Genomic DNA, 23,734 nt, shown 5'->3' on the forward strand with positions numbered 1-23,734 from the left:
GGTCTTAACTACTAGTAAAAAATATCGAGTAGTCTACAAAAGGCTTTGGAGACAATTAAACAAATATTTTTCTTGCGGTAATAAAAGGAAATATACGTTCGGTAGAGAATTAAAGTAGTAATACTTTAAAAAGGGGATTTTGAAGATGAATCGTTTAAATTTAATTACATTAGGTGTTAAAGATATGGTGGAATCTCTAAATTTTTATCGAGAGGGACTGGGTTTTGAAGTGGTGGTATACGGAGAGGAGACGAATCCCGATGTCATGTTCTTTAATAATGGAGGAACAAAAATATCGTTATTTCCAATTGAACGTTTAGTCAAAGATATTAATGAATCCAATCCACCAGAAATTAGCCAAGGCTTTGGTGGAATCACGCTTGCCTATAATGGTAAATCAAAAGAAGAAGTAGATCGAGTCTTTGCATTAGCAAAAAAGGCGGGTGCAGAAATTATTAAGGAGCCCGTAACTGTATTTTGGGGTGGCTATAGTGGATATTTTCAAGATCCAAATGGCTACTATTGGGAAGTTGCCTATGGCGACATGTGGCAGTTTGATGAGAATGATATGCTGATTATTCAATAACTGTTCAAAAAGAGAGCAAACTAACGTTTCTAATTTGTTCTCTTTTTTATTAATCGTTAACAATAATACTTCCTCATTAAATCCACAAAGTTTTGAGCGGCTTTAGATAAATAATGATTCTTCAGCCATACGAGTCCTACTGAGGTGGATAATTCTGCTGATGGAATTTTGTATGTATGAAGTGGTAAATCTCCATATTGCTTTAAAATAGTTTCAGGTACGATAGAGGAGCTAAAGCCAGCAGCAATCAAGTTCATTAACAGTGCCGTATCTGAGCATTCTCCAACAATGTGGGACTGCAACTGGAAGCGAGAAAATGCTTCTAATATCGAATAATGTACGCCTAAGCCTTCAGTGCTTGGTAAAAGGATTGGCCAATTTTGTATGTCAACTAAAGATACATCGTGTTCTAAGAAGTCGAATTTTTTGGATTGTATAAAGTAAAATGGTTCAGTGTACATATGAAGAACAGAGAAATCATCTAATTCTAAAGGTAAGCGAATGATGGCAAGTTCTACAATACGGTCTCTTACTAATTTACATAGATAAGAAGATTCGTTTTGTTGAATTTTATAAGTCACCTTTGGATAATATTGTTGAAATTGTTGTAGTAATTGAGGTAGCTCAATTACTGAAAATGTATTAATGCCCAATGTCAATCGACCATGAAGGCCTAATCCAATATCCTTAACCTCTGCTTCTGCCTCTTCCATTAATTGTGCAACCTGCAACGCATATTTGTATAATGTCTTTCCCGCTTCAGTTACTTCAAAATACTTGCCGCTCCTTTCTACCAACTTTGAACCGAGTTCTTCCTCCATCGTTTTTAAATGCTGACTTAACGGTGGTTGAGAAATATGTAACCTTTCAGCCGCAGCAGAAATCTTTTTTTCCTCCACAATTGCTATAAAATAGCGTAGTTGTCTTATATCCAAACATAAACACCCCTCTATTATAGGTAAAACCTAAGTAAATTATATTTCTCTAATATTTTTAATATAGTTAGGGCCATGTTAGCATATTTATCAAAGAAAAAAGAAGTAAAGTTTCTTTTTTCAAGCACCTAAATGTGAAGCGAGCAACGTCGATGAAAAAATAATTCAACTTAGGAGTATATGATTCTTGCATGCTTTGGGGCTTGCCTTGTAATACCGATTCCCTACACCTTTCTAAATGAATTTGAAGCAGTTGATAAAGTAGCAACGTATACTATTAAAAGAGCAACTTTTATTAGTTGCTTTTTTCAATAAATCAACGTTTTTGAATTTCCTAAGAAAATAAATAACAGTTCCCCTATAATAACCATGTATGGAAATTATAAATTTCTAATTTTAGTTAAATGTATCAAGGAGGATGAACATTGATTCGTATATTGTACATAGAAGATGAAAAAGAAATCGGACAATGGGTAAGCAAGGAATTAACTGAACGAGGTTATGACGTGACATGGCTGGAATCAGGGGAGGGGCTTGAGCAACATATTAACTCAAAAGATATTGCTATATTGGATGTGATGCTACCTGGATTGGACGGTTTCTCCATAGGTAAAAGAATTAAACGGGAAAATAAAGACCTACCAATTCTAATGTTATCAGCACGAACAGCTGTTGAAGATAAAATTGAAGGGCTGCATTTTGCTGATGATTACCTAACAAAGCCATTTCACCCTGATGAGCTCGTAGCAAGACTGGAAGTATTATTAAGAAGATATCAAAAAAGTGATGATGTACTGACAGTGCAGCACCTTAAAATTTATACGAAAGATATGCAAATAATCAATACGATTGATGAAGAAGAAATTCTTTTGACAGGAAAACAATTTTATTTATTACAGTATTTTATTCGTCATTTAAATCAAATTTTAACGAAGGAACAACTCTATGAGGGTGTTTGGGGTGAGAGCTATATAGAAGGTGATAAAACACTCATGGTGCATATTCGTTACTTAAGAGAAAAAATAGAAATCAATCCTGCAAAGCCTATGATTATTGAAACAATCAGAGGCATTGGCTATAGGGTGAAACAATGAAATTTTTTCGATCATTATTAGCGAAATATATGCTCATTATTATATTAGCCATATCTATTGTGCAAATCTCCTATCTGGGTGTTGCTATTTTCGTATTAGGCATTACAAAGACAGGGACAGGAGATTTTTCAAGTGGAGTACTTGTAGAAAGTGATATTGAAGAGCAATGGCATGCACAGGCTAAAAATATGACCAATGCAACAGATGATGCGATTACGCAGTTATTTCAAAAGTGGCAAGAGCAATTTCCTACGGCTTCTATGTTTTGGGTAAGTGAAGAGGGGAACTTACTGACTACTTGGAATGTGAAGGATCAGTTACCAGCAAAGTGGACACCAGCCTATACAACTCAATTTATAAAAGAACGTTATGGAGATGATCCATTTACTGTTATTGCCTTCTTAGGTGATGATATATCAAATGGCTTTATTGTATTAGAGATTCCAAGGGTAGCATTTAATCCTCCACTTATAAAGGTCTATGATAACTATGGTAACTTTTTATTTTTTGGTGTTATTGCAGTTATTTTATTTTTTATTGTAGTTTCGCTTCTATTTTTCAAGGGAATTCGAAAAAGACTATTACATCTGCAAGAGGCTATGGAAATACGTGATGTAGATGGTCTACCTATTGAAATTCAGGTGAAAAAACGAGATGAGATTGGGCAATTGGAGCATAGTTTTAACAGAATGGTTTGTGAACTGCGAGACAGTAAACAACGTCAACAGAAGGAAGAACAGCTAAGACGTGAACTGATTGCTAATTTATCACATGATTTACGGACACCTTTAACGAAGGTAAGAGCTCAATCCTATACAATTAGCAAAGAAGCGTTATCTGAGGAAGGGAAGCAGGCATTAAAGGCTATGGACACATCCATAGTGAATATTGATGCTTTAATTGAAAATTTGATGTCCTACACATTGCTTATGGCAAGTAAATATAAATTTGAACCGAAAGACATCAATGTTATCCGATTTGTAAGGGAACATCTAACGACATGGTATCCAGTTTTCGAGCGAGAAGGTTTTACAATCGATATTGAGCTACAGTCATTTGAACCTGTTGAATGGCGTGTTGATCCATTATGGTTAGGGAGAGTATTTGATAATATTTTCCAAAACGTACTGCGCCACGCGAATAGTGGTAAATATATAAGTGTGAAAACCGAATCGACGGCGTGTTATACAGCATTTATTGTTGAGGATCATGGTCAAGGGATGAAAAATGAGTCGAATGCAAAGGGAGCCGGAATCGGCTTGTCAATTGTTGATGTCATGATAAAGGGCATGCATCTTGAATGGGATATCCATTCCGATCACTCTGGTACTAAAATTATCATAAAAAAATCTGCGAAGCTTGAGAAATAAATGCTTCGCAGATTTTTTTTATGATAGAAATGATTTTTTAAACAAAATTTAAACTTAGCCCATACCTTTTTTTAAACTTCCCTTTTTAAGATAGTTAAAGAGGTGAGGACATTGGAATATATCGTACAAACACAAAACTTATCAAAAAGCTTTGGAAAAGAGCAAGCTGTATCAAATTTGAACTTGCAAATACGCAAAGGTGAAATATATGGATTTTTAGGTCCGAATGGGGCAGGTAAAACGACTACAATTCGAATGCTTCTAGGTTTAATGAAGCCATCTTCTGGAACAATTAAAGTCTTTGAAAAGAACATTACGAAGGAACGTATCCAAATTTTAGCTAAGATTGGTTCGTTGGTGGAAAACCCTTCTTATTATCCACATTTAACAGCATATGAGAATCTAGAGGCACTAAGAAAAATACTAGGTGTACCGAAAACTCGAATCGATGAAGTTTTGGAAATTGTCCGTTTGAAGGAAGCTGCCCATAAAAAGGTCAAAGGTTTCTCTTTAGGAATGAAGCAACGTCTTGGTATTGCTGCTTCTTTACTACATAGTCCTGAATTACTTATTTTAGATGAACCAACGAATGGCCTAGATCCTTCAGGCATTATAGAGATTCGTAATTTAATTAAAAGATTACCAGAGGAATATGGCATGACCATTATAATCTCCAGCCATTTATTATCAGAGATTGATCAAATGGCAACACAAGTTGGGATTGTTTCGAAAGGGAAATTAATTTTCCAAGATTCTATTGAGGCTATGCGTCGATTTGCCCAACCAAAGGTTACCTTTAAAGTAAACAATGGTGAAAAAGGAAGGCGCTTCTTATTAGCAAATGGTATTAAGGCAGATTATCAGGGTGGTGTGATTTTCTTAGAAGAGTGCTCGGATGAAAAGGTTGCTCATATTGTCCAAGTTCTTGTTCAGGAGGGTATATCGGTATTCCGAGTCGAGGAAGAGAAACGTTCATTGGAGGATATATTCCTCCAAATGACGATGGGAGAACAGGGGATATGATGGGAAAGCTATTAACTGCTGACTTCTTAAAAATCAAACGTAAAGGATTATGGCTTCTAACGCTTATTGGCCCTTTAGGGGTGGTTGCTCTGCAAATGGTCAATTATGGAGTAAGAAAGGATTATCTCTTACAGCAAAGTGAGGATGATTGGGGCTATTTCTTATTAAATGTGCATTCATTTACACCGCTTGCCATAGTCTTGGGTATTGCCATTCTTACGTCATTCATAGCAAGCATTGAAAATGAGACCAATGCTTGGAAGCAGCTCATTGCATTACCTGTTTCGAAATTAACCGTGTATTTGTCTAAATTTACGTTGTTAGCTATCTTACTATTCTTCGCCTCAACGTTATTAATGTTTTTTACGCTGAGCTACGGGCTGTTTTTAGAATTAGGTGACACGGTACCTTACATGGAGCTAGCCAAATATAGTTATTTCCCTGCTTTTGCAGCATTACCTATCTTGGCACTTCAATTGTGGATAGCGAGTGTAAGTCATAATCAAGGGATTCCTATAACTGTAGGCATTTTTGGGGTGATTTTTGCCTATTCTTCCTATGTTCTTCCAGATTGGATGATATGGAAATGGCCATCATTGATGAACCAATGGAATGAGCCGATGATCAATGTCTTATTAGGCGTAGGAATTGGTATCTTACTCTATATTATCGGCATGATTGATTTTGCAAGAAGGGACGTGAAATAATGATTGCTTTACTTCAAGCTGAGTGGTTTAAGTTACGTAAATCAAAAATGGTACCAATTATTTTAGCAGGACCCATGATTGGACTTTTTATAGGACTATCCGCTAATTTAGAGGACAACATGCAGGGGATTGAAATCAATGAGTGGTATATATCGTTATTTTCGATGAATTTAACATATGCTCTATTATTTTTACCTCTTATTTCTGGTGTTTTTACCAGTCTTATTTGTAGGTATGAACATCAGTCTGGTGGATGGAAGCAACTTTTAGCATTACCAGTAACAAGAGGGAAAGTATTTGTAGCTAAATACATATTGATTATGCTGCTTGTTTTAGCAATGCAGATATTGTATTTAGGCTCGGTCTTTGCTGTTGGGATGGTAAAAGGCTATACAGATTCTTTTCCTATGGAGATTGTTTGGAAAAGCATAGTAGGAGGCTGGGTAGCGACACTGCCATTAGTAGCCTTGCAATTGTGGATGTCCATTATGTTTAAAAGCTTTGCTGCTCCATTTGCTGTTAATGTCATATTTACTTTACCATCAATTTTAGCAGTGAATTCTGAAAGAATTGGTCCGTATTATCCTTGGGCACAACCCTTTTCGATGATGTATATAGGGGGCAATACAGACGATGTATTCTTTGTACCGTGGGAGCAATTGTTAACCGTAGTAGGTGGCGGATTCATCGTATTTTTCCTCGGAGGATATTACTATTTCCAGCGAAAATCTATTTAAGCTAAAAGGAGAATGAGAATGCTGAAACGTAGCTTACGTTTTTTAACTGCATCGATGCTATTAGTAGCTTTAGTAGGATGTGGACAGAGAGAGGCAGTAAAAGATGCCGCACAATATACGAATGAAATTAAAGATATCAACATTCCTGATGATGTAAAAATTATTGGTTTTGGGGAAGCAACACATGGCAATATCGAATTTCAAACATTAAAAAAAGATGTATTTGAAGCGATGATAAAAAATGAAAATGTCCATGTTTTCGTTTTAGAAGGAGATTTTGGTGGGGCCCAACAGATAAATCAATTTATCGAAAACGGTGTCGGAACGGCGGAGGAAGCTATAAAAGCGTTAGACTATGGCATCTACAAAACTGAACAAATGGTAGAGTTTGTGCAGTGGATGCATGACTATAATCAGACAGTTGATGATCAAGAGAAAATTTATTTTTATGGAAATGATATGCAACGCTATGATTACAGCAAAAAGGGGTTACTTGATTTTTACGCCAAGGTACATGCTGACAATGCACGAAAATTCACGACTAAGCTAGAGCATGTTTCCAACAAAACGATGAGAGATTTATCGGATAGTCAGCTACTTGAGCTTGATAAAACGATTGATACAATAATCAACGATTTACAATCAAACAAAGCGATGTATGAGAAAAAATCTTCAAAGGATGAATTCGCATTTGCTGTTCAATATGCGCAAATTATGAAGCAGCGTACGCAATTATTTTTAAATGATGGTAATTATATGAATTTACGGGACGAATATTTAGCTGAAAATTTACAATGGATTGTTGAATATGAAGCAACACAAGGTCATGATAAAGTATTAATGTCTGCTCATAATGGTCATATTGAGAAAACTTCTGCTACGATGGCAGGCTATCAATCGATGGGGCATTATTTAAGTGAGATATATAAAGATCAATATTTTGCGATTGGCACAGACTTTGTGAAAAATACATTCCAGGCACAAAATGGGTCTGGAGCACGAAAGGAATATACGATTAAGCATCACAATGCTTTAGTGGATGCCTTTAGTGACATTGATAATAACATCTTTTATGTGGATTTTGAAGCTGCCAAACAATCGAAGGAGCTGGCGAATATTCTTTCCAAAAAGCAAAGAATGGGCAATATCGGCGATGATTTTCGTCCGTGGTATAAGCTGACACAAATGCTGTACACCATTAAAATGACACCTAAGGAAGCTTATGATGGTCTCATCGTTGTGCAAGAAGCAACACCAACAAAAATAATTGATTAAGCTAAATTTAGCAACCTCCATCAAAAAATCTGTTTCCTTCTCCATTATGATAAAGATGAGGTGAGTAACATGGAGTATAGTCAAGCGACACAAAGAACTATTGCCTATATCGAGGAGCAATTGATGGAGGAAATTTCTTTTGAATGTCTTCCTAATACTGCTGGCTATTCGAAGTACCATCTAAGCCGAATTTTTAAGCAAGAAACGGGAATTACGATTGGTGAATATATTCGTATACGTCGGCTAGCTATGGCAGCGAGTTATTTGATGTACTCTAATGTATCGATATTAACGATTGCTGTTACACTTCAGTTTCAATCACAAGAGGCTTTTACAAGAGCCTTTAAAGAAGTTTATGCTTTACCACCAGGGAAGTATCGAAAAGTAATGCAATCATTAAATATGATGGAGGAGGAACATTACATGGAAACAGTTGAACAGGTTAAAGGTTGGGTGTTGAGTGGTGCTAATCCAGAATTGTATAAGTTTCATACAGATGACAAGGTATTTCATTCAGGGAAGCGTTCAGGAGTATTGTATTCCACAACTGCCTCAGCAAATCATGGTCAATTTGCTACAATGATGCAGGGTTTTCAGGCAGCTGACTATAAAGGGAAACGCTTGAAAATGTCATGCTACTTAAAGACGGCAGATGCAACAAAGTGTGGTGCATGGATGCGTATTGACAATGGTACAGGAGATACGATTCAATTTGATAATATGGATCAACGCCCTGTGACAGGTTCTACTGAATGGAATCATTATTCTATTGTCTTAGACGTACCTGAAGAAGGTAATTCCATTTATTTTGGTGTGTTACTAATTGGTTCGGGTAAAGTCTGGGCAGATGGCTTCCGTTTTGAAGAAGTTGACAACAAGGTACCCCCAACAAATATGCTTACGCAGGAACATTTATCAAATCATCCTACTAATCTAGACTTCAGTATGGAGTGAATCAGACAGCACTGACAAAAGTGCGAGATGACTTTTTTGAATAACGTATTGATTACCTCTAATTTGTTAAAGATAACAAGGAGGAGGTGTGAGACGATGGCACAAGAAATTCTTTGTGAAGTCAATAACTGCACATTTTGGGATTCTGGTAACAAATGCACAGCTGAAAAAATTTATGTTGTCAGCCAAAAGGGACAACATGCTTCCAACAGTGAGGAAACAGACTGTAAAACATTCGAACCTGAAACGCATTAATGCCAAAAGGGTAGCCATGTATATGGTTACCCTTTTTCCCTGTCTTTATTAATAAATATCTACCTTTTCTTTGTTAAATAAAAGAGCATGGGCATTTTTTACTTTTTCTTCTACATAATCCAGTGAGTATTTACCAACAGAATCTGTTAAATCCCCAATTGCCCGCGACAAGTTATCAATAATCGGAATTAATTTGTGCATCTCTGTGCGATGCTTTTCTTTGTGCATCTCATCCATAATTTCATATGCAAGACGTTGAATCTTCCTTAGTCGCAATTTCTCAGATTGCATTGAATCCTCCTTATTGAACCAATTTATGATGTCTAATTATATGAGCTACAATAAGGTTTCATGAATAATGTGCTTTAGAAATAATTGCTCATGTTATGAAGGGCTAGCGCAATTTCCCTTATGCCAACATCAATCTTGGATTCGTCTATATTCGATACATTTAGTTTGATAATACGTTCCCGATAAAATGCATCTAAATAATTGCGTTTAATAGGATCTAACAAAATATTTTGTTGTGCCAAATGATCAATAATCTTAGAAGTATTCACCTGTCTCGGTAGAATGATATGGCTATGCATACAGATTTCCTTAGAGGATTGATAGTCTGCCAGATGAGTTGCTATAGATTGTTGAAGTTGATTTGCTCGGCTTGCATAAGCTTCACTGACTTTCTTCTGATAACGTTCAAACATACCACTTTTCAAGTAGAGCTCTAATGCAGCTTGGGAGATCATGGAGCTATCAATATCAGTGGTATTTTTATACTGTTGAAAGGTATTAATCAAAACATTTGGTAATACGGCAAGTCCGATACGTAAGCCAGGAAACATAATTTTAGAAAAGCTTTTTAAATAAATAACCCGATCCTGTGTATCCTCCGTAAATAGGGGATCTATTTTTGTATTTTGCTCAAAATCCGCTAAATAATCATCTTCAACTATATACACATTATATTTATAGGCAAGTTTTCGTATTGAATCCTTTTCTTTTTTACTATAGGAAGTTCCTAGAGGGTTGTGCAGACGTGGCATCGTATAAAAAAACTTTATGTCGTGTTTACTAAAAATGTTTTCTAGTTCATCTAAATCAATGCCATCCGTTGTTCTTTTGATGCCCATTGCCGGAAGTTCATAGGTTTTTAAATAATCCATATACAAATGATAGCTAGGTTGTTCCACTAAGATCGTTGAGCGACCATTTGGAAAGGGCATTATACTTAGCAAGGATAGAGATTGTTGGACACCTGAAGTAATGAAAATATTTTCTTCCTTTGTAAACAGTTGATAGCTTGTTAATAGTTTTTTTGCTTCCGCTATTAATGACGGTAGGCCTTTTGGTGTCCCATATCTAAATAAATCTGCTTGGTATGTGTCGATGGCCTTATTAATACAATGCTGAAAATCTTGATAAGGGAATGCATGCCAATTGGGCGAAGATGTAGCAAAATCTATGTAATTTTTCATTTTTGGTTGGATGGGCAGTTGATGATCAACAACATAGTAGCCACTTTTAAGCATTGAATAGATAAGATGCTGATCCTCCAGTTTTTTTAAAGATGCTAAAATCGTACTCTTACTACAGGAAAATTGCTGTGATAACTGGCGAATCGAGGGGAGTTTTGCCCCTGCTTGAAGTGAGCCTGTTTGGATCTGAGTCAGGAGCTGAGAATAAATCCATTCGTATTTAAGCATACATAACCTCCAGCACATCTGTATCGGTACAGATGTGTTTTTTTTATATCGTCAATAAGTTCTCTATTTTATACGATAACTATACCGGCCGGAATGTTTAAAGAAGGAGTACGATCCTATGTCAGAAAATAGAAATGCCTATATAGCAGCAATAATTTATGCATTTGTCATTGGGCTCTCATTTATGTTTGTGAAAGTTACGTTGACTGTAGCAAGTCCTATTGATATACTTGCACATCGTTTTACTTTTGCATTCATCGGTATTGTTATAATCATGGTAATGACAAAAAATAAGCTAATAATGAACATGCAGGACCTACTAAAAATATTACCGTTAGCCATCTTGTATCCAATTGCTTTTTTTACGTTTCAAGTGCTTGGACTTGCTAAAATTTCCTCATCAGAGGCGGGAATTATTCAAGCGACAATTCCTATTTTTACATTAGCATTGGCAGGTTTATTGTTAAAGGAAAAAGCTACTCGGGGTCAACTTGTATCTGTAAGTTTGTCCGTACTTGGTGTCATCTATCTGTTAATGATGAATGGAGCAAATACTACTACAGGAAATGTCATAGGAAGTGGATTTATTTTACTATCAGCGATTGCGACATCACTTTATAATATTTTTGCTAGAGGGCTTACCAAGAAATATTCTTTACTAGCATTAACATATGTCATGACATTGTGTGGATTTGTTATTTTTAATGGAATGGCTCTTGGAAGTCATATGATGAATGGAACACTCAATGAATTTTTTAAGCCATTAACACATGCTCATTTTGTCTTCGCTATTTTATATTTAGGTATACTATCTTCACTTGGTACATCCTATTTATCTAATTATGCTTTATCTAAATTGGAAGCATCTAAAATGAGTGTCTTTAGCAATTTTGCAACACTTATTACTATTTTGACAGGGGTCTTATTTTTACAGGAAGATTTCCATCTATATCATCTTATTGGTGGCATCATGATTATTATTGGTGTGATAGGGACGAATTATTTTGGGCGGAAAAATGTAGAACAAGTGAGATAATGAATAGGAACATTTAAATCGGAGCTATTTAGTAAACGGGGTATAATAATCGTTTATAAATGACTTTCTATATTAGGAGGTTTTTATGGGGAAGATATATGTTATTAGACATTGTCTAGCACAAGGACAATCACTAGATGCACCCTTAACTCAGAAGGGAATTGAGCAAGCAGAAAGTTTAGCTGATTTTTTCAAGGGCATAAAAATTAATCGAATTCTATCTAGCCCTTTTTTACGGGCAATACAATCAATTGAACCTTTAAGTATTAGAGAAAGTATGACGATTGAAATTGATGAACGTCTTTCGGAGCGCCGTTTAAGTACTAGAGATCTTCCAGATTGGTATGAAAAATTACAGGCGACATTTGTTGATATGGATTTAAAATATGAAGGTGGAGAATCCAGTAATGAGGCAATGAATCGAATTGTAGACGTTGTAAAAGACGCATTTGCTAGGGATGTTGATAATACATTAATCGTGAGTCATGGCAATATCATCTCATTACTGTTGAAGTATTATGATATGACTTTTGATTTTCACTGTTGGAAGAATTTAAGCAACCCAGATGTTTATCTATTAAGTCCTAAGCATAACGAAGTAATGATAGAAAGAATATGGAGTTCTCAGCATAAGTGAATAATAAGGTGGTATGGAGGGAGTGGCTGCTTACCATACCTTTTCTAATAAGGAGAGTACAATGGAGACTATTTTAAAAGACATCTTAAATTGGGTGATGAAGGCGGATAAAAGGATTGTGATTGGCATTTCTGGTCATGGAGCTGCTGGAAAAACAACGTTTGCTAAGCACACTTATTTCTTCAAAAAAGAAAATTACAATAGTAGAAGGGATGTGCGTAGCATTTATCAATCCTAATCTATTTGATTTGAAACTTTATTTTTATACAGATGGTAAAACAGAATTTATAAGAAGATCGGGTCGAGATGTGATTGAGAGAGGAATAGATATCAATTATTTGAAGCAGTCACATGATGAGCGACGTATTCAATATGAATTATTTATGCATCCACATTGCCAGCATTTTGATATGGTTATTAAAACACAGGATGATGAAATCCTTATTGAAAAAAATACACTTGTAAAATAAACGAGGGCCTTCTGCATTTTGACTAGCAGAAGGCTCTTAACTTTAGTATTGAAATTTTACACGAACAGTAGCATCAATAGCAATTTGTCCCTGTTCTATAGGCGTAATTCCCGAGGATACAGTCATAGAGCGATAAAGGATCGGTGTGTTAGCCTGTTCTTCCACAATCTCTACAGGGAGTGGCTGCAAAGGCAGGTGCATAGTTTCTGCAATGGTTTTCGCCTTCAATTGAGCATTCTGTAGTGCTAAACTTAATGCTTGCTGATAGTAAGCATCGGTATGGTCCATTTTTAACTGAATATTGGTTATTCGATTTGCCCCATTTTCTACAGCGGTATCAATGATTAAGCCCAAATCATTGGTATCCGAAACGTTGACGGAAATGGCGTTGACTACTTCATAGCCATTAAAAATTTGTTTACCATCTTCGAAATTATATTGTGGTGTGATTGTATAATTAGCAGTTTGAATTTGTTCTCTTGGAATACCAAGTGCAATAAGTGATTGCATAACTTCATTCATGATTGCCGCATTTTCCTGTTGAGGACCTTGTACATGGTGCCCTGTGTTTGGACTTCAATTTGTAATTGTACAGAGCTAGGTGTAGCCATTATCTGTCCATTGCCGATTACAATCATAGTACGTGACGGATGATGTGTTAGTTGATTGACCTGTGCATAGTACATCTAATACCACCTTTCATAGGTTATATAATCATGCTATGCAAAAATATTTATGATTTGTTTATTCTTTTTAAAAATTTGTCATGGAGCTTTGTGAATAGAAGTAAAGTTAAAATAGCTCCCAGTAAGGCTAAAAACATGTCCCATTGTGCATCCCATCGATCTCCCTGCATGCCTAAGAAATCCTTTGCTCCTTTACTACCCTTCGAGATTCTTGTACTTAACCATTCAATGATTTCATAAAAAGCAGCGATTGCGAGCAAAATACTGATTGTAATACCTGTAAGCCAAGCTCCTTTTGCAAGTGGTGTTTTCCTGATTAGTATTTCCCTTATTACGATGGCTAATAAACCTTTTAAAAAATGACCAAAGCGATCATAGTGATTACGTTGTAAATGAAATTCTTCTTTTATCCAATTAAAAAGAGGGACTTCCGAATAGGTATAATGTCCACCTATAAATGTCAGAATCGACAATAGAGCGATGATAAAATAAGAAAATGTGGTGAAGCGGAATTTATGATAAATGCAAACAACGACTGTTATTGCCACAATTCCAGGACTAACCTCAGCTAGCCAATCTAAATAGGAGGAAGGCTTTATAACGGACCAGATGAAAACAATTAAAACAATAATAAGTAAGGTGGCGTGTATTTTAACATGTTGCCTACTATTCATATTAACAACTCCCTTTGTCCCACAGTATGGGAAATGGGGAAATTGCTTATTCAAATTAGGTTAGCAAACAAAAAAGAAAAGCGTCTAGTTGACGCTTTTTTTAGCCAATTAGATCATTTTTAAAAGCGCCTCTACACCCGTCATTCCTTCAGTAATACCAAGCTGTTCTGCTTCATATGTTACGGATTCTAATGGAGCTGTTAATAGCTCATCAATCGTTTTCACGCCTACTGCACGACCAGCAATAATTTTTCGATCAACTAAGCGACTATTTAATAGACCAACATCTAAAGCACCACACATAATGTAGCCTGTATCATTAGAAATGGTCAGTAATGTTGTTTTAGGTAATTGAACAACTACTGAGGTGAAGAAATGCCCTTTAATCATAATAGGCTCAATTGTCACCATTGAAATCACTCCTTTTCTCTATATACATATGGTGATGACTAGCAAGGTGTTCGACATTCATGAAAAAATTCATAAACAATTTAACTAAACCTGTTGCTAGATGTATAAAGTGAATAGGAGGATTAGTAAAAGCATGGGAAGCACTTTATTTAACCAAAAAGGAATCTACTCTGATGAATAGATTCCTTTTATTCTTTATCTTGTATAAGAAAGCAAAGCTGTTTGCTTAAATTTGTTTAATGCAATTGTTGCCTCATTTTTAGAACTATACTCAAACATGCGATAAGTGTTTTCTTCAAATACTGTAATAACCCACATATATGTGATCCCCTTTGTTGTGTTACATAACATTTAAATATTATTTAAACTGTTATATATCAATGATGATTTTATTTTACATCAATAATGAAAAAAATAAAGTGCAATTCAATTTTTTTCACATATTGTTCAAAATTATAAATAACGTTTAAAATTTTTTTGAAATAATGAAAAGGAGAAAACAGTCAATCCTTCTCAAGTATATTTCATGGCAATTCGTAAATAGTAAGTTGACGGAGTTCTGTGATTTCGGACTTGGGAGGTGATGCTATGACACGTAATTACGTATTCATTTTTATGGTTTTCTTTTTAATCATCTCGGGATTTTTAGTGCAGGAAGGCTACGCAGATAGAGGTCGTCCTTATTATGAGGAGACAGGTGAAGTTGTTTGGGATATCAAAACAGAGGATAAAATTGTTGCACTCACCTTTGATGATGGTCCACATCCTAAATACACAGCTGATGTGCTAGATTTATTAGCAAAATATGATGCAAAAGCCACCTTTTTTATTATTGGAAAAAATGCAGAAAAATATCCAGAGCTTGTTTTACGTTCTTATACAGAAGGCCATGAATTAGCAAATCATACGTATACACATCCATTTAAAGTTTCCATCAAAAAATTGCAAGAGGAGCTTCAACAGACAAATGACACGATTTATAGTATTACTGGTTTTTCCCCAGTTTTATTCCGTCCCGTTGGTGGAAATTACACGGATGCTATGATTAATGCTGCTGTTAAGGACGGCTATAAGGTAGTAATGTGGTCCTGGCATCAGGATACGCAAGACTGGAAAGAGCCTGGTGTAAGGAAAATTGTGCAAAAGGTAATGAAGGGAACAAAGCCTGGAGATGTTATTTTATTTCATGATGGTGGCGGGAACCGTACACAAACAATTCAAGCACTAGAAGAAATACTACCTGCATTAAAAAAGCAAGGCTACACATTTGTTACAATATCCGAGCTGATTGAAAGCAAACAGCAACATGAGCAAGTTCAATAATGAAAAGAAGTCATCTCAACAAAGTTTGAAATGGCTTCTTTTTCATTTAAATAAAAGGATTGAATTAGAAGAAAATAATTGGAGCTAGCGCAATACCTAAAATTGTTCCTAAAGCAATTCCATAGCCAAAACCTTCTCTTCTATAGCCTCCAAATCCCCAAAATCCTAAACCATAACCACTATATCTTCTATCAGGTAGAATCCATACCTGTCTTCTATCTACCCTTGTGATTTCTCCTACATGTACTTTACCAGATGAATCCGAGATTCGAACACGTTTACCATGATATTTACAGCAAAGACTATAAGCATCAGCTGGATTCACACATTTCCCTCCTTTCAATGTCATTACAAGCTAATATATGCGATTTGATGCATTTATCACTAGCCGATTGTCTATTCAAGACATATGCTGTGAAGAGGTGATAATATGGCTGTTGTGTCAACAGATAAGTGGTTAAATGAATTTGTAAATGCTAGAAAGTTCACTAGAAAGGATGAGCTAACAAGCTTACAATGCTCGATTCTTTGCAATCGATTAGTCAAACTATTTCGAGATGGGCTTCCAGAAGAAATTCACTATACATTACAGCAACAAGGTCTTTTTTTACCACATGAGGAAGTCGATGTTGAAAAATTAAAGAAGCAAAAAGTATGGGATTGTGTACAGCAGGAGTTCCTATACTTACAGCGGAAATGGAATGGACCCTCAATACCAATATATATTTTCCCGATTACTCAGCAGCAAACGATAACCAATAAAAATGGTGTCGCTTATCCTCATTCGCTTTTTTTATTTGTGGGCGATTTACAAAAGCAGGAGCTCCAAGCGTTATTTGCTCATGAATATAACCATGTTTGTCGTATACACATCTTAAAAAAAACTTTAGATGAGATGACTTTATTGGATTCTCTCATTTTAGAAGGCTTAGCAGAAGATGCAGTGAAAGATTTATACGGGGAAAAATGGATTGCTCCTTGGTTACAATCCTACTCAGATAAAGAGCTTTTAGCTTTATGGGGGCATCATTTTTTACCACAGTTACAACTTCAAGGAATCGAACAGCATCATCCATTTCTATATGGGGGGGACCTTCCGCAATGGATAGGCTATTGTATAGGCTACAAAATTGTACAGTCGTATAAAATGAACAATTCATGCCAACATCCCTTGTTCATTTCAAGCCAAGATTTACTTGCTGGTTCGAATTTTCCGCTACAATAGAGAAAAGGAGTGATTGTTGTGTCCAATGAATTAAAAAATATATTATTACCAATTGTAGACTCAGCAACAAAGGTGCTCATTGTTGGATCAATGCCAGGAAGACAATCGTTAGAGAAGCAGCAATACTATGGCAATCCACGCAATCACTTTTGGCCCATTATTGGTGAGTTGTTAGAGATAGCGATTCCAAATGAATATACAGAGAGAATAGCCTTATTAAAAAACAATGCAATCGGTCTTTGGGACACGATTGCAACTTGTGAACGCGAAGGAAGTTTAGATGCAGCGATACGCAATGAAAAGCCCAATGATTTTCAAACCCTTTTTGAACAATACCCTAATATCCAATTAGTGCTTTTTAATGGAGCGAAAGCATTTGAGGTTTTTAAAAAGCATATTGGCTTAGAGCTTCTTGATGGACGAGCCTATAAAAAAATGCCATCAACAAGTCCAATACCAGGGAAAAATATCAAAACGTTCACTGAAAAGCTAAAGGACTGGCGGATTATCCAATCCTATTTATCCTAATCAACAGAGCGAGATTAGCGTGATGAAGTAGCTGTCTTGGAGTGAATAGTATTCCTTGTACTTTTAAACCATTGATAAAAGAGAATATACACAAGAAGGATTTCAATAGCATCACCACCGTAGTACATGATCTTAGCACCTAGTTCGGCCTCTGTGGCTGGTACATGATGAGGCGGATTTGCATAAATAAATTTTGCTAATATTGCATGAGCTGCTAATGCTGCTACTAATGTAAGAGATCGAAAGACATAAGAATATGAGTGTGGAGTAGGATCAAAATAAATAAAGGCAATAGTAAATAGATAACCCGCTAGAAAAATGTGAAGATGAATGAATACATACAGTAGTATATGTTCATGCATCAAATTGAAAAGTGAGGTTGTATAGAGTAACCATAGGCCGCCTACATTTAGAATAGAAGCAATAATTGGATGACGAATAAAACGAACATATGGATTTTTCAATAGCCGAGAAAGAACACGAGCTTTGTTTACTGGTAAGGTTCTTAACAGTAGTGTCATGGGAGCTGCTAATGCCATAAGTAATGGGGCAAGCATGCCAAGTAATAAATGCCCTATCATATGTGCGTCAAAATGGATATGACTAAGAGTAGCCAATGGGCCGATTAATGTGATGAGAGCACAGGCACTCCCAATTATCCAACAGATAGTACGAAAATGAGGCCATTGTTTTTTATGTTGATTCGAAATAATAACAGCGAGGATATACAATATAAGAGCTATAAAAAATGGCAAAGCCAGAAGTAGCTGAACCATGATGGGAAGGTTTTGAGCATGAGCTTCATGAGAATGCAAGATGCGCCACCTCCTATCGTCCTTTTTGATTTGTTTGGAGCAGTAAGACCATACCGATAATAATTAATAGCGCCGCAAATATGTTCCAAACGATATCATAGGGGAGTATTTCAACGTTGTAACGAATTTGGTGAAGTTTCATGAATTTATGCTGTATGATTCCATCGTAAAGCTGGAATGTGCCTGCTCCCAGAAAAATACCGCCTAGCCATCTTTTTAGCCAAAACCCATGTTTTCTATGTAGGTCAGCCAATAAAAAAGCAGATCCAATCGTAGCAAAAAAGCTGAATGCATGAAATAATCCATCTGAAACTAGTCCAACAGCAGCTGTAGACTTATCATAGAAATGATGCCAGTGTAATAATTGGTGAAAAATTACCTCATCTATAAATGCCACAACCCCAAGCCCAAATAAGATCCCAGTCCACATGTTCTGCTTCTTATATTGAAAGCGGTTTTCGTGCTTAGGTTTTTGCTTTTCATACGTATTTGTCATATCCAATCCTATCACCTCAAGCTGATTTTCCTTTAGTCTACCCCTGAGAAGAGCTCTTAAACAAACATCCTCCAAAACAGTCGTTTGTTAGGGGGAGGTAAGGATTATTGCCAGCTATTATAGTAAGAGCCAGCAGGGCTATAAAAGAATTTGAAATGATACTTCTCCGCTAAAGCACGGCTTTTTAATTCTTCTTCAAAACCAATTGCCATCACCTGTGTACCAAATTTATTGCGTATGTGGACAAGCTTTTGCATCATATCGAGTGACCATTCATCTTTTCCTACCACAGGATAAGAAAAATCCTCCCACATAATAAAGTCAACATATGGCGCTGTATAATCAGCAAGTGTTTGAAATCCCCAATTTTGAGCAACAGATAAATCGGGATGACGTTTTTTAATTTGTTGGATAAAAGATAACATGGCTTCATTTTGCCTTTTTTGTTCATCTTCAGGTAAATAAGAATTGATATTACCGACCGTATCTAAAAACACGCCATCTAAGCCTTTCTGAACTATTTGCTTCTCTATTTCTGCTAGCAAAATGTCTTGATAGTGCGTAGAAGTCAAATTCATTAAAAAAGAATCCCATTCGGCAAAATACATTCTTTCACCCTGTTTATCTCGATAAAAATCTTCTTGTTTCAATTGATGATAGAGTGCTGTATTCCATTTGTCTGCCTCCATCGCATTAATATAGCCGTACACTAAAGTACCGCTTTTTTGAGCATTGACGATATACTTTTGCTGCATTTCAATAGGTTCTACAATCACTAAATCTAATTTCGTCATGCTCTTACCAATGGCATCATTGCCTTTATCTAAGTAGTATGTGTAATCTTTCACATCAGCAAGCTTTGTTTGGATATTTATGGAAGAATAGACTGAATTTTTATCAAGCAGCATCCACATACTACCTGCGATAAGCAGGGCTAATAAGAGTATCAATAATTTTTTCATAAGTACTCCTTTTTGAACGATTTTCCTTCCATTATACAATAATAGGAACTAGGTTACCTTTGGTAAATGGGCAATGGCTCAACGGTGAATCGCCCTTTTACATATATTGAATAATGTAAAAGGAGGGTTTGTGTGTCTAATAATCCATTTAGAGAAGATAATTTTAGAAGACCTGGTTGGGGAGATTATAATGATTTTGAAACAACGCCATTTGGGCCAACTCCTTTCGGATCCACTCCAGCAGGACAAATGCCAATGAGCACACCACCAGGTTTTTCGCCACCGATTACCGCTTGGCGAGTAGGATCAAGTGGTATACGTTCCTGTTTGTTTAGAAATACGTATATTTGGCTGAATAGTGGTAGAAGTTTTTGGTTTTTCCCTACAGCTATAGGAAGGGAAATCATTGCTGGTTTCCGATGGAGCCGAAGATATGGCTGGTATTTCCGTACCATTTCAAGAAATCAAATTCGCTCTTACGAATGTTTTAGATAGACGCTCAAGGTAGGGAGTTTTATTTTCAAAAAAATGATGCTACAATGGCGATAACGATAAATGAAGGGAAGATGGGTGGCTAATGAATAACTAATCTTAATTTTTGTAAAAGAAATTTTATATTTCACGAACAACAAAAATAGGATTAGTCTGCCCATTTTTCATAATAAATGCTTTATATTCGCAAACAGCTGCTGATATTTAGCTACTCCAAAGATTGTTTTCATAATAATCTTGGAGCTTATTTGTGTATGATATTGTAGCGACTAATCCTTCCAAATGAATTGGAGGGATTTTTTTGTCCCTCCAACTGGAGAGGATGGATAGGATGAAGGAACTTTTAAAATTACAGGATGTACGTTATGAAATAAAGGACACATTGCTATTTGAGCATGTGACAGGCACAGTAAAACAAGGCGAAGTCATCGGCATCATAGGGAGGAATGGGGCTGGGAAATCGACATTATTACAATTGATTCAAGGTACATTATCACCAACTATGGGAGCAATTCAGGGAGCACAGGCTTTAAAAATTACATTTGTTGAACAGGAGCTAGCTCATTTTGACAAACAAGAGGTATCCGCAAGAGAAGCTGATCTGCTGGCTAAGTGGCAGGTACCAAATGTGTCATTTGCAGCGTTAAGTGGGGGCGAAAAGCTGAAAATGCGTCTTGCAGAAGGTTTTTCCCAGAATGCTCAAATTTTATTACTTGATGAACCAACGAATCATTTAGATGAACAAAGTACCGCATTTCTTATCAGACAAGTACACAACTATGAGGGAACGATCATCGTGGTGTCGCATGATCGCTATTTTTTAGATAAGGTGGCCACAAAAATCTGGTCTATTGAGGATAAGAGTCTTATTGAACATGATGGCAATTATACAAGCTATATGGCTGATAGGGAGCACCGAAGATTAACACAACAACGAGCCTATGAGAAGCAACAAAAAAATATTGAACGGATTGAGGCTCAAATGTCGGAACTGACGTCTTGGTCACAAAAAGGCCACGCTCAATCAACAAAACTGGAAGGCTTTAAGGAGTACCATCGTGTGAAAGCAAAGCGCTTAGACTCGCAGGTAAAATCTAAGAAAAAGCGATTAGAAGCTGAACTTTCGAAGGCAAGCGTGGAAGCGGTGAAGCCAGAAGCAGAGATTCGTTTTTCTTTAGGCACGAATCAACGAGTTGGCAAGCGCTTACTTGAAATCAAGCATTTATCTTTAAAATTTGATAAACGCACATTATTTAACGATGTTAATATTACAGCTCAATTTGGAGATAAGATAGCTATTACAGGGAAGAATGGTAGTGGGAAAACAAGCTTTTTGAAAATACTTTTAGGCAAGCTAGAAGCTGAGGGTGAAGTATGGCTATCACCTGCTGCAAACATTGGTTATTTGACACAGGAAGTATTTGATTTACCACTTGATCAAACACCAGAGCAATACTTTTATCAGGAGACATTTGAAGAACGTGGTAAAGTTCGCAACTTGATGAAGAATTTAGGGTTTACACTGACACATTGGACATCTCCCATAGGCAAAATGAGTATGGGAGAACGCGTAAAGTGTAAGCTGATGGCTTATATTTTAGAGGATAAAAATGTACTAATTTTAGATGAGCCGACAAATCATCTTGACTTACCCTCTCGTGAGCAGTTAGAGCACACTCTTTCCCAATATAATGGAACATTGCTTGTCGTCTCACATGATCGATATTTTCTAGAAAAAGTCACGAATAGTGTTTGGGAGCTTCACGATCAGCACATCAAAAAAAAGTGGACAGAAGTCGCACCGAATAAAGTGGATGATACAGCGGCTATCCGTTTAAAGCTTGAAACGGAAAGGCAAGAGATCTTAGGCAAATTGAGCTTTCTAACAGCAAAAGATAAGGACTACGCAATGCTTGACCAGAAGTTTAATGAACTGACGAAGCGCATCAATGAGCTTCGATAGCGGAAACGTTTAAGTTAACCTTTTCAAGGGGAAAATATGGAGAGAGGGCATTTCTTACATGGGGGTTTACATGATGAAAAAGGTAGTATATCTCTTTTTATTGTTAAGCATTTGTAGCATAAGTGCTTGTGCTGAACGGGATAAGAATGTACCAGAGCATGACAATAAAATTAATACATCTGTAACACAATCAAATAATGATAAAAGTGATACAGTTCAAGCACAAACTGAAGCTCTTCAACAAATAAAGGAGCAGATTCATTTTGATGTTCCATTAAAAATGCCATCAACGTTACCTATTGGAGAGGGTTCATTTTTAACAGCTACAACAAGGACACAGGGCGACCAGGTTGAAGTTATCTTTTATGAGAGCAAAGAGAACATGTCAATTAATGATATTCGTTTAAAAAAATCAGGGACTGTTATTGGAAGATTGCTGGTCAAGAAATATAAAAGTGCGGAAGGTGCAAGCACACAGATAGCGTTTGATAATTTTAATCAAAATGGTGGGCAAGAGGTTGATCTTGGTTACAATATAAAAGGTTATCAAGATGCAGGTGCCGGATCATTATGGACTGGTTGGAATGAAGGGCGATGGGCAATTGCCACTCATACACGAACTGATAATCCTGATGCAGGTGTTAAACTGGCTAAGCAGGCAGTAACGTATTTAGAAAACCACATGCTGCCTATCCCAAGGCAATATGGCATGGCTCAGCTAGATGTCTATCAATCAGGTAATTTAATTGTGTGGCAGGATGAAAAGCTTGTTTACACACTCGATTCAATCAAAGATCCTTTAAAAGCACTAGCAATAGCCACAGCTTTTTATTAATTTTAGAAATCCTAGAGTAATAATGCTCTAGGATTTTTTGTCTTATTTTATTTCACAGTACTTAGCATTTTTTTGTATTCACTGAATCGTTGCTGCCATTCATCCATGGGGAAATGTTGATGTTCTACGCCATTTAGTAAATCTGTTAACATATCAAGGCAAATATGCCATCCTGCTAAATCCTTCGGTGTATGCTCTGTCAGCTCTTGAAGTGTCTCCACTAATACCAATAAAGAACCCTTGTTAGTAGAAGATAGTTCAAATCTCACCGTATCCGTTCCCCAATCAAATGCCAGTACTTCTTTCTCGGCATAATCTGTAATGGTTATTTCCTCAAAATTACCTGTTCCATCATTCATATTAAAATGTATTTTCCCGTTCTTACGTAGCTCAATGATTTCTAAATTACTCATCCATTTTTGTAGGTTTTCATTGTTAGTCATGGCGGCCCAAACGGCATTTTTTAAATGTGGTAATGGTCGTTTGAATGTAGCAATATGGTGATTGGATTGTTTTTCAATAGTAGCTAGCATAGACATCCT

Annotated in this window: 30 protein-coding genes and 1 pseudogene; 18 read left to right on the top strand and 13 right to left on the bottom strand. The window is 36.3% G+C overall.

Features of this window, described 5'->3' with window-relative positions:
- Positions 1–145: 145 nt before the first annotated feature.
- Complete coding sequence (locus V1L66_RS01810; protein WP_048394038.1) at positions 146–586, top strand: VOC family protein; 441 nt, start codon at positions 146–148, stop codon at positions 584–586.
- A 56-nt stretch (positions 587–642) separates the two neighbouring features.
- Here the strand turns inward: V1L66_RS01810 and V1L66_RS01815 are convergent, their stop codons facing one another.
- Positions 643–1,521, bottom strand: coding sequence for a LysR family transcriptional regulator (locus tag V1L66_RS01815; RefSeq protein ID WP_054549680.1), 879 nt, complete (start codon positions 1,519–1,521; stop codon positions 643–645).
- A 425-nt stretch (positions 1,522–1,946) separates the two neighbouring features.
- Between V1L66_RS01815 and V1L66_RS01820 the strand changes: the two genes are divergently transcribed.
- From V1L66_RS01820 to V1L66_RS01855, 8 genes are all read left to right on the top strand, one after another.
- The gene (locus tag V1L66_RS01820) at positions 1,947–2,615 is read left to right on the top strand and encodes a response regulator transcription factor (RefSeq protein WP_333004650.1); all 669 of its coding nucleotides are present in this window, start codon (positions 1,947–1,949) and stop codon (positions 2,613–2,615) included.
- Positions 2,612–3,985 carry a sensor histidine kinase KdpD gene (locus V1L66_RS01825; protein WP_054549679.1) on the top strand — a complete coding sequence of 458 codons (1,374 nt, stop codon included), beginning with the start codon at positions 2,612–2,614 and terminating at the stop codon, positions 3,983–3,985. Before V1L66_RS01820 ends, V1L66_RS01825 begins: the two co-directional genes overlap by 4 nt.
- Before the next feature lie 111 nt (positions 3,986–4,096).
- The gene (locus V1L66_RS01830; RefSeq protein ID WP_333004651.1) at positions 4,097–5,008 is read left to right on the top strand and encodes an ABC transporter ATP-binding protein; all 912 of its coding nucleotides are present in this window, start codon (positions 4,097–4,099) and stop codon (positions 5,006–5,008) included.
- Positions 5,005–5,715 carry an ABC transporter permease gene (locus V1L66_RS01835; RefSeq protein WP_333004652.1) on the top strand — a complete coding sequence of 237 codons (711 nt, stop codon included), beginning with the start codon at positions 5,005–5,007 and terminating at the stop codon, positions 5,713–5,715. The genes V1L66_RS01830 and V1L66_RS01835 overlap by 4 nt, the downstream gene beginning before the upstream one ends.
- A complete protein-coding gene (locus V1L66_RS01840) occupies positions 5,715–6,452 on the top strand; it encodes an ABC transporter permease (RefSeq protein ID WP_048394044.1) in 738 nt (245 codons plus the stop codon). The genes V1L66_RS01835 and V1L66_RS01840 overlap by 1 nt, the downstream gene beginning before the upstream one ends.
- 18 nt (positions 6,453–6,470) lie before the next feature.
- Positions 6,471–7,727 (top strand): erythromycin esterase family protein, encoded by a 1,257-nt coding sequence (locus tag V1L66_RS01845; RefSeq protein WP_409072209.1) that lies wholly within the window; start codon positions 6,471–6,473, stop codon positions 7,725–7,727.
- Between the two features lie 69 nt (positions 7,728–7,796).
- A complete protein-coding gene (locus V1L66_RS01850; RefSeq protein ID WP_333004656.1) occupies positions 7,797–8,681 on the top strand; it encodes an AraC family transcriptional regulator in 885 nt (294 codons plus the stop codon).
- 96 nt (positions 8,682–8,777) lie between these two features.
- Positions 8,778–8,936: a DUF1540 domain-containing protein gene (locus tag V1L66_RS01855; RefSeq protein WP_004231699.1), complete on the top strand. Its 159-nt coding sequence runs from the start codon at positions 8,778–8,780 to the stop codon at positions 8,934–8,936.
- A gap of 48 nt (positions 8,937–8,984) precedes the next feature.
- On the opposite strand, the gene V1L66_RS01860 is transcribed toward V1L66_RS01855, so the two are convergent.
- Positions 8,985–9,227, bottom strand: a complete 243-nt coding sequence (locus V1L66_RS01860) for a hypothetical protein (protein ID WP_004231701.1) — start codon at positions 9,225–9,227, stop codon at positions 8,985–8,987.
- Between the two features lie 74 nt (positions 9,228–9,301).
- Positions 9,302–10,639, bottom strand: a complete 1,338-nt coding sequence (locus V1L66_RS01865; RefSeq protein WP_103118948.1) for a PLP-dependent aminotransferase family protein — start codon at positions 10,637–10,639, stop codon at positions 9,302–9,304.
- 118 nt (positions 10,640–10,757) lie between these two features.
- On the opposite strand from V1L66_RS01865, the gene V1L66_RS01870 reads away from it, so the two are divergent.
- The 3 genes and pseudogenes from V1L66_RS01870 to V1L66_RS01880 all read left to right on the top strand — a co-directional run bounded on the left by V1L66_RS01870 (position 10,758) and on the right by V1L66_RS01880 (position 12,782).
- Positions 10,758–11,675, top strand: a complete 918-nt coding sequence (locus V1L66_RS01870) for a DMT family transporter (RefSeq protein ID WP_258858878.1) — start codon at positions 10,758–10,760, stop codon at positions 11,673–11,675.
- Positions 11,676–11,760: 85 nt separating this feature from the next.
- A complete protein-coding gene (locus V1L66_RS01875) occupies positions 11,761–12,312 on the top strand; it encodes a histidine phosphatase family protein (protein WP_333004668.1) in 552 nt (183 codons plus the stop codon).
- 61 nt (positions 12,313–12,373) lie between these two features.
- A pseudogene (locus V1L66_RS01880) lies at positions 12,374–12,782 on the top strand (uridine kinase).
- Between the two features lie 42 nt (positions 12,783–12,824).
- Here the strand turns inward: V1L66_RS01880 and V1L66_RS01885 are convergent.
- The 5 genes from V1L66_RS01885 to V1L66_RS01905 form a co-directional block, all read right to left on the bottom strand.
- Entirely contained in the window at positions 12,825–13,304 is a 480-nt protein-coding gene (locus tag V1L66_RS01885) for an SIMPL domain-containing protein (RefSeq protein ID WP_333004669.1), read from the bottom strand.
- A complete protein-coding gene (locus V1L66_RS01890; protein ID WP_333004670.1) occupies positions 13,301–13,468 on the bottom strand; it encodes a hypothetical protein in 168 nt (55 codons plus the stop codon). Before V1L66_RS01890 ends, V1L66_RS01885 begins: the two co-directional genes overlap by 4 nt.
- Positions 13,469–13,515: 47 nt before the next feature.
- Positions 13,516–14,142, bottom strand: coding sequence for a DUF2238 domain-containing protein (locus V1L66_RS01895; protein WP_333004671.1), 627 nt, complete (start codon positions 14,140–14,142; stop codon positions 13,516–13,518).
- A gap of 108 nt (positions 14,143–14,250) precedes the next feature.
- Positions 14,251–14,553, bottom strand: coding sequence for a DUF1805 domain-containing protein (locus V1L66_RS01900; protein ID WP_333004672.1), 303 nt, complete (start codon positions 14,551–14,553; stop codon positions 14,251–14,253).
- Between the two features lie 195 nt (positions 14,554–14,748).
- Positions 14,749–14,871 (bottom strand): hypothetical protein, encoded by a 123-nt coding sequence (locus V1L66_RS01905; RefSeq protein ID WP_016993110.1) that lies wholly within the window; start codon positions 14,869–14,871, stop codon positions 14,749–14,751.
- Positions 14,872–15,141: 270 nt separating this feature from the next.
- Between V1L66_RS01905 and V1L66_RS01910 the strand changes: the two genes are divergently transcribed.
- Positions 15,142–15,876, top strand: coding sequence for a polysaccharide deacetylase family protein (locus tag V1L66_RS01910; RefSeq protein WP_333004673.1), 735 nt, complete (start codon positions 15,142–15,144; stop codon positions 15,874–15,876).
- 64 nt (positions 15,877–15,940) lie between these two features.
- Here the strand turns inward: V1L66_RS01910 and V1L66_RS01915 are convergent, their stop codons facing one another.
- Positions 15,941–16,201 carry a hypothetical protein gene (locus V1L66_RS01915; protein WP_036079579.1) on the bottom strand — a complete coding sequence of 87 codons (261 nt, stop codon included), beginning with the start codon at positions 16,199–16,201 and terminating at the stop codon, positions 15,941–15,943.
- 105 nt (positions 16,202–16,306) lie between these two features.
- Between V1L66_RS01915 and V1L66_RS01920 the strand changes: the two genes are divergently transcribed.
- Together V1L66_RS01920 and V1L66_RS01925 are read left to right on the top strand one after the other, a co-directional pair.
- On the top strand, positions 16,307–17,101 hold the full coding sequence (locus V1L66_RS01920; protein ID WP_333004675.1) for a DUF2268 domain-containing putative Zn-dependent protease: 795 nt from the start codon (positions 16,307–16,309) through the stop codon (positions 17,099–17,101).
- An 18-nt stretch (positions 17,102–17,119) separates the two neighbouring features.
- Positions 17,120–17,629 carry a DNA-deoxyinosine glycosylase gene (locus V1L66_RS01925; RefSeq protein WP_333004676.1) on the top strand — a complete coding sequence of 170 codons (510 nt, stop codon included), beginning with the start codon at positions 17,120–17,122 and terminating at the stop codon, positions 17,627–17,629.
- 14 nt (positions 17,630–17,643) lie between these two features.
- Here the strand turns inward: V1L66_RS01925 and V1L66_RS01930 are convergent, their stop codons facing one another.
- From V1L66_RS01930 to V1L66_RS01940, 3 genes are all read right to left on the bottom strand, one after another.
- A complete protein-coding gene (locus tag V1L66_RS01930; protein ID WP_333004677.1) occupies positions 17,644–18,444 on the bottom strand; it encodes a cytochrome c oxidase assembly protein in 801 nt (266 codons plus the stop codon).
- Positions 18,445–18,457: 13 nt separating this feature from the next.
- Positions 18,458–18,940, bottom strand: coding sequence for a DUF2243 domain-containing protein (locus tag V1L66_RS01935; RefSeq protein WP_333004678.1), 483 nt, complete (start codon positions 18,938–18,940; stop codon positions 18,458–18,460).
- Between the two features lie 104 nt (positions 18,941–19,044).
- A complete protein-coding gene (locus V1L66_RS01940) occupies positions 19,045–19,902 on the bottom strand; it encodes an endo alpha-1,4 polygalactosaminidase (protein ID WP_333004679.1) in 858 nt (285 codons plus the stop codon).
- 132 nt (positions 19,903–20,034) lie between these two features.
- On the opposite strand from V1L66_RS01940, the gene V1L66_RS01945 reads away from it, so the two are divergent.
- From V1L66_RS01945 to V1L66_RS01955, 3 genes are all read left to right on the top strand, one after another.
- Complete coding sequence (locus tag V1L66_RS01945) at positions 20,035–20,397, top strand: hypothetical protein (RefSeq protein ID WP_081977513.1); 363 nt, start codon at positions 20,035–20,037, stop codon at positions 20,395–20,397.
- A 328-nt stretch (positions 20,398–20,725) separates the two neighbouring features.
- Positions 20,726–22,357, top strand: a complete 1,632-nt coding sequence (gene abc-f, locus V1L66_RS01950) for a ribosomal protection-like ABC-F family protein (RefSeq protein ID WP_333004680.1) — start codon at positions 20,726–20,728, stop codon at positions 22,355–22,357.
- A gap of 73 nt (positions 22,358–22,430) precedes the next feature.
- Positions 22,431–23,192 carry a hypothetical protein gene (locus tag V1L66_RS01955; RefSeq protein WP_312123903.1) on the top strand — a complete coding sequence of 254 codons (762 nt, stop codon included), beginning with the start codon at positions 22,431–22,433 and terminating at the stop codon, positions 23,190–23,192.
- 47 nt (positions 23,193–23,239) lie between these two features.
- On the opposite strand, the gene V1L66_RS01960 is transcribed toward V1L66_RS01955, so the two are convergent.
- Complete coding sequence (locus V1L66_RS01960; protein WP_036079563.1) at positions 23,240–23,725, bottom strand: SRPBCC family protein; 486 nt, start codon at positions 23,723–23,725, stop codon at positions 23,240–23,242.
- Positions 23,726–23,734: the final 9 nt, after the last annotated feature.

Source organism: Lysinibacillus sp. IITD104, from assembly GCF_036698265.2.
GTDB classification, from domain to species: Bacteria; Bacillota; Bacilli; order Bacillales_A; family Planococcaceae; genus Lysinibacillus; species Lysinibacillus boronitolerans.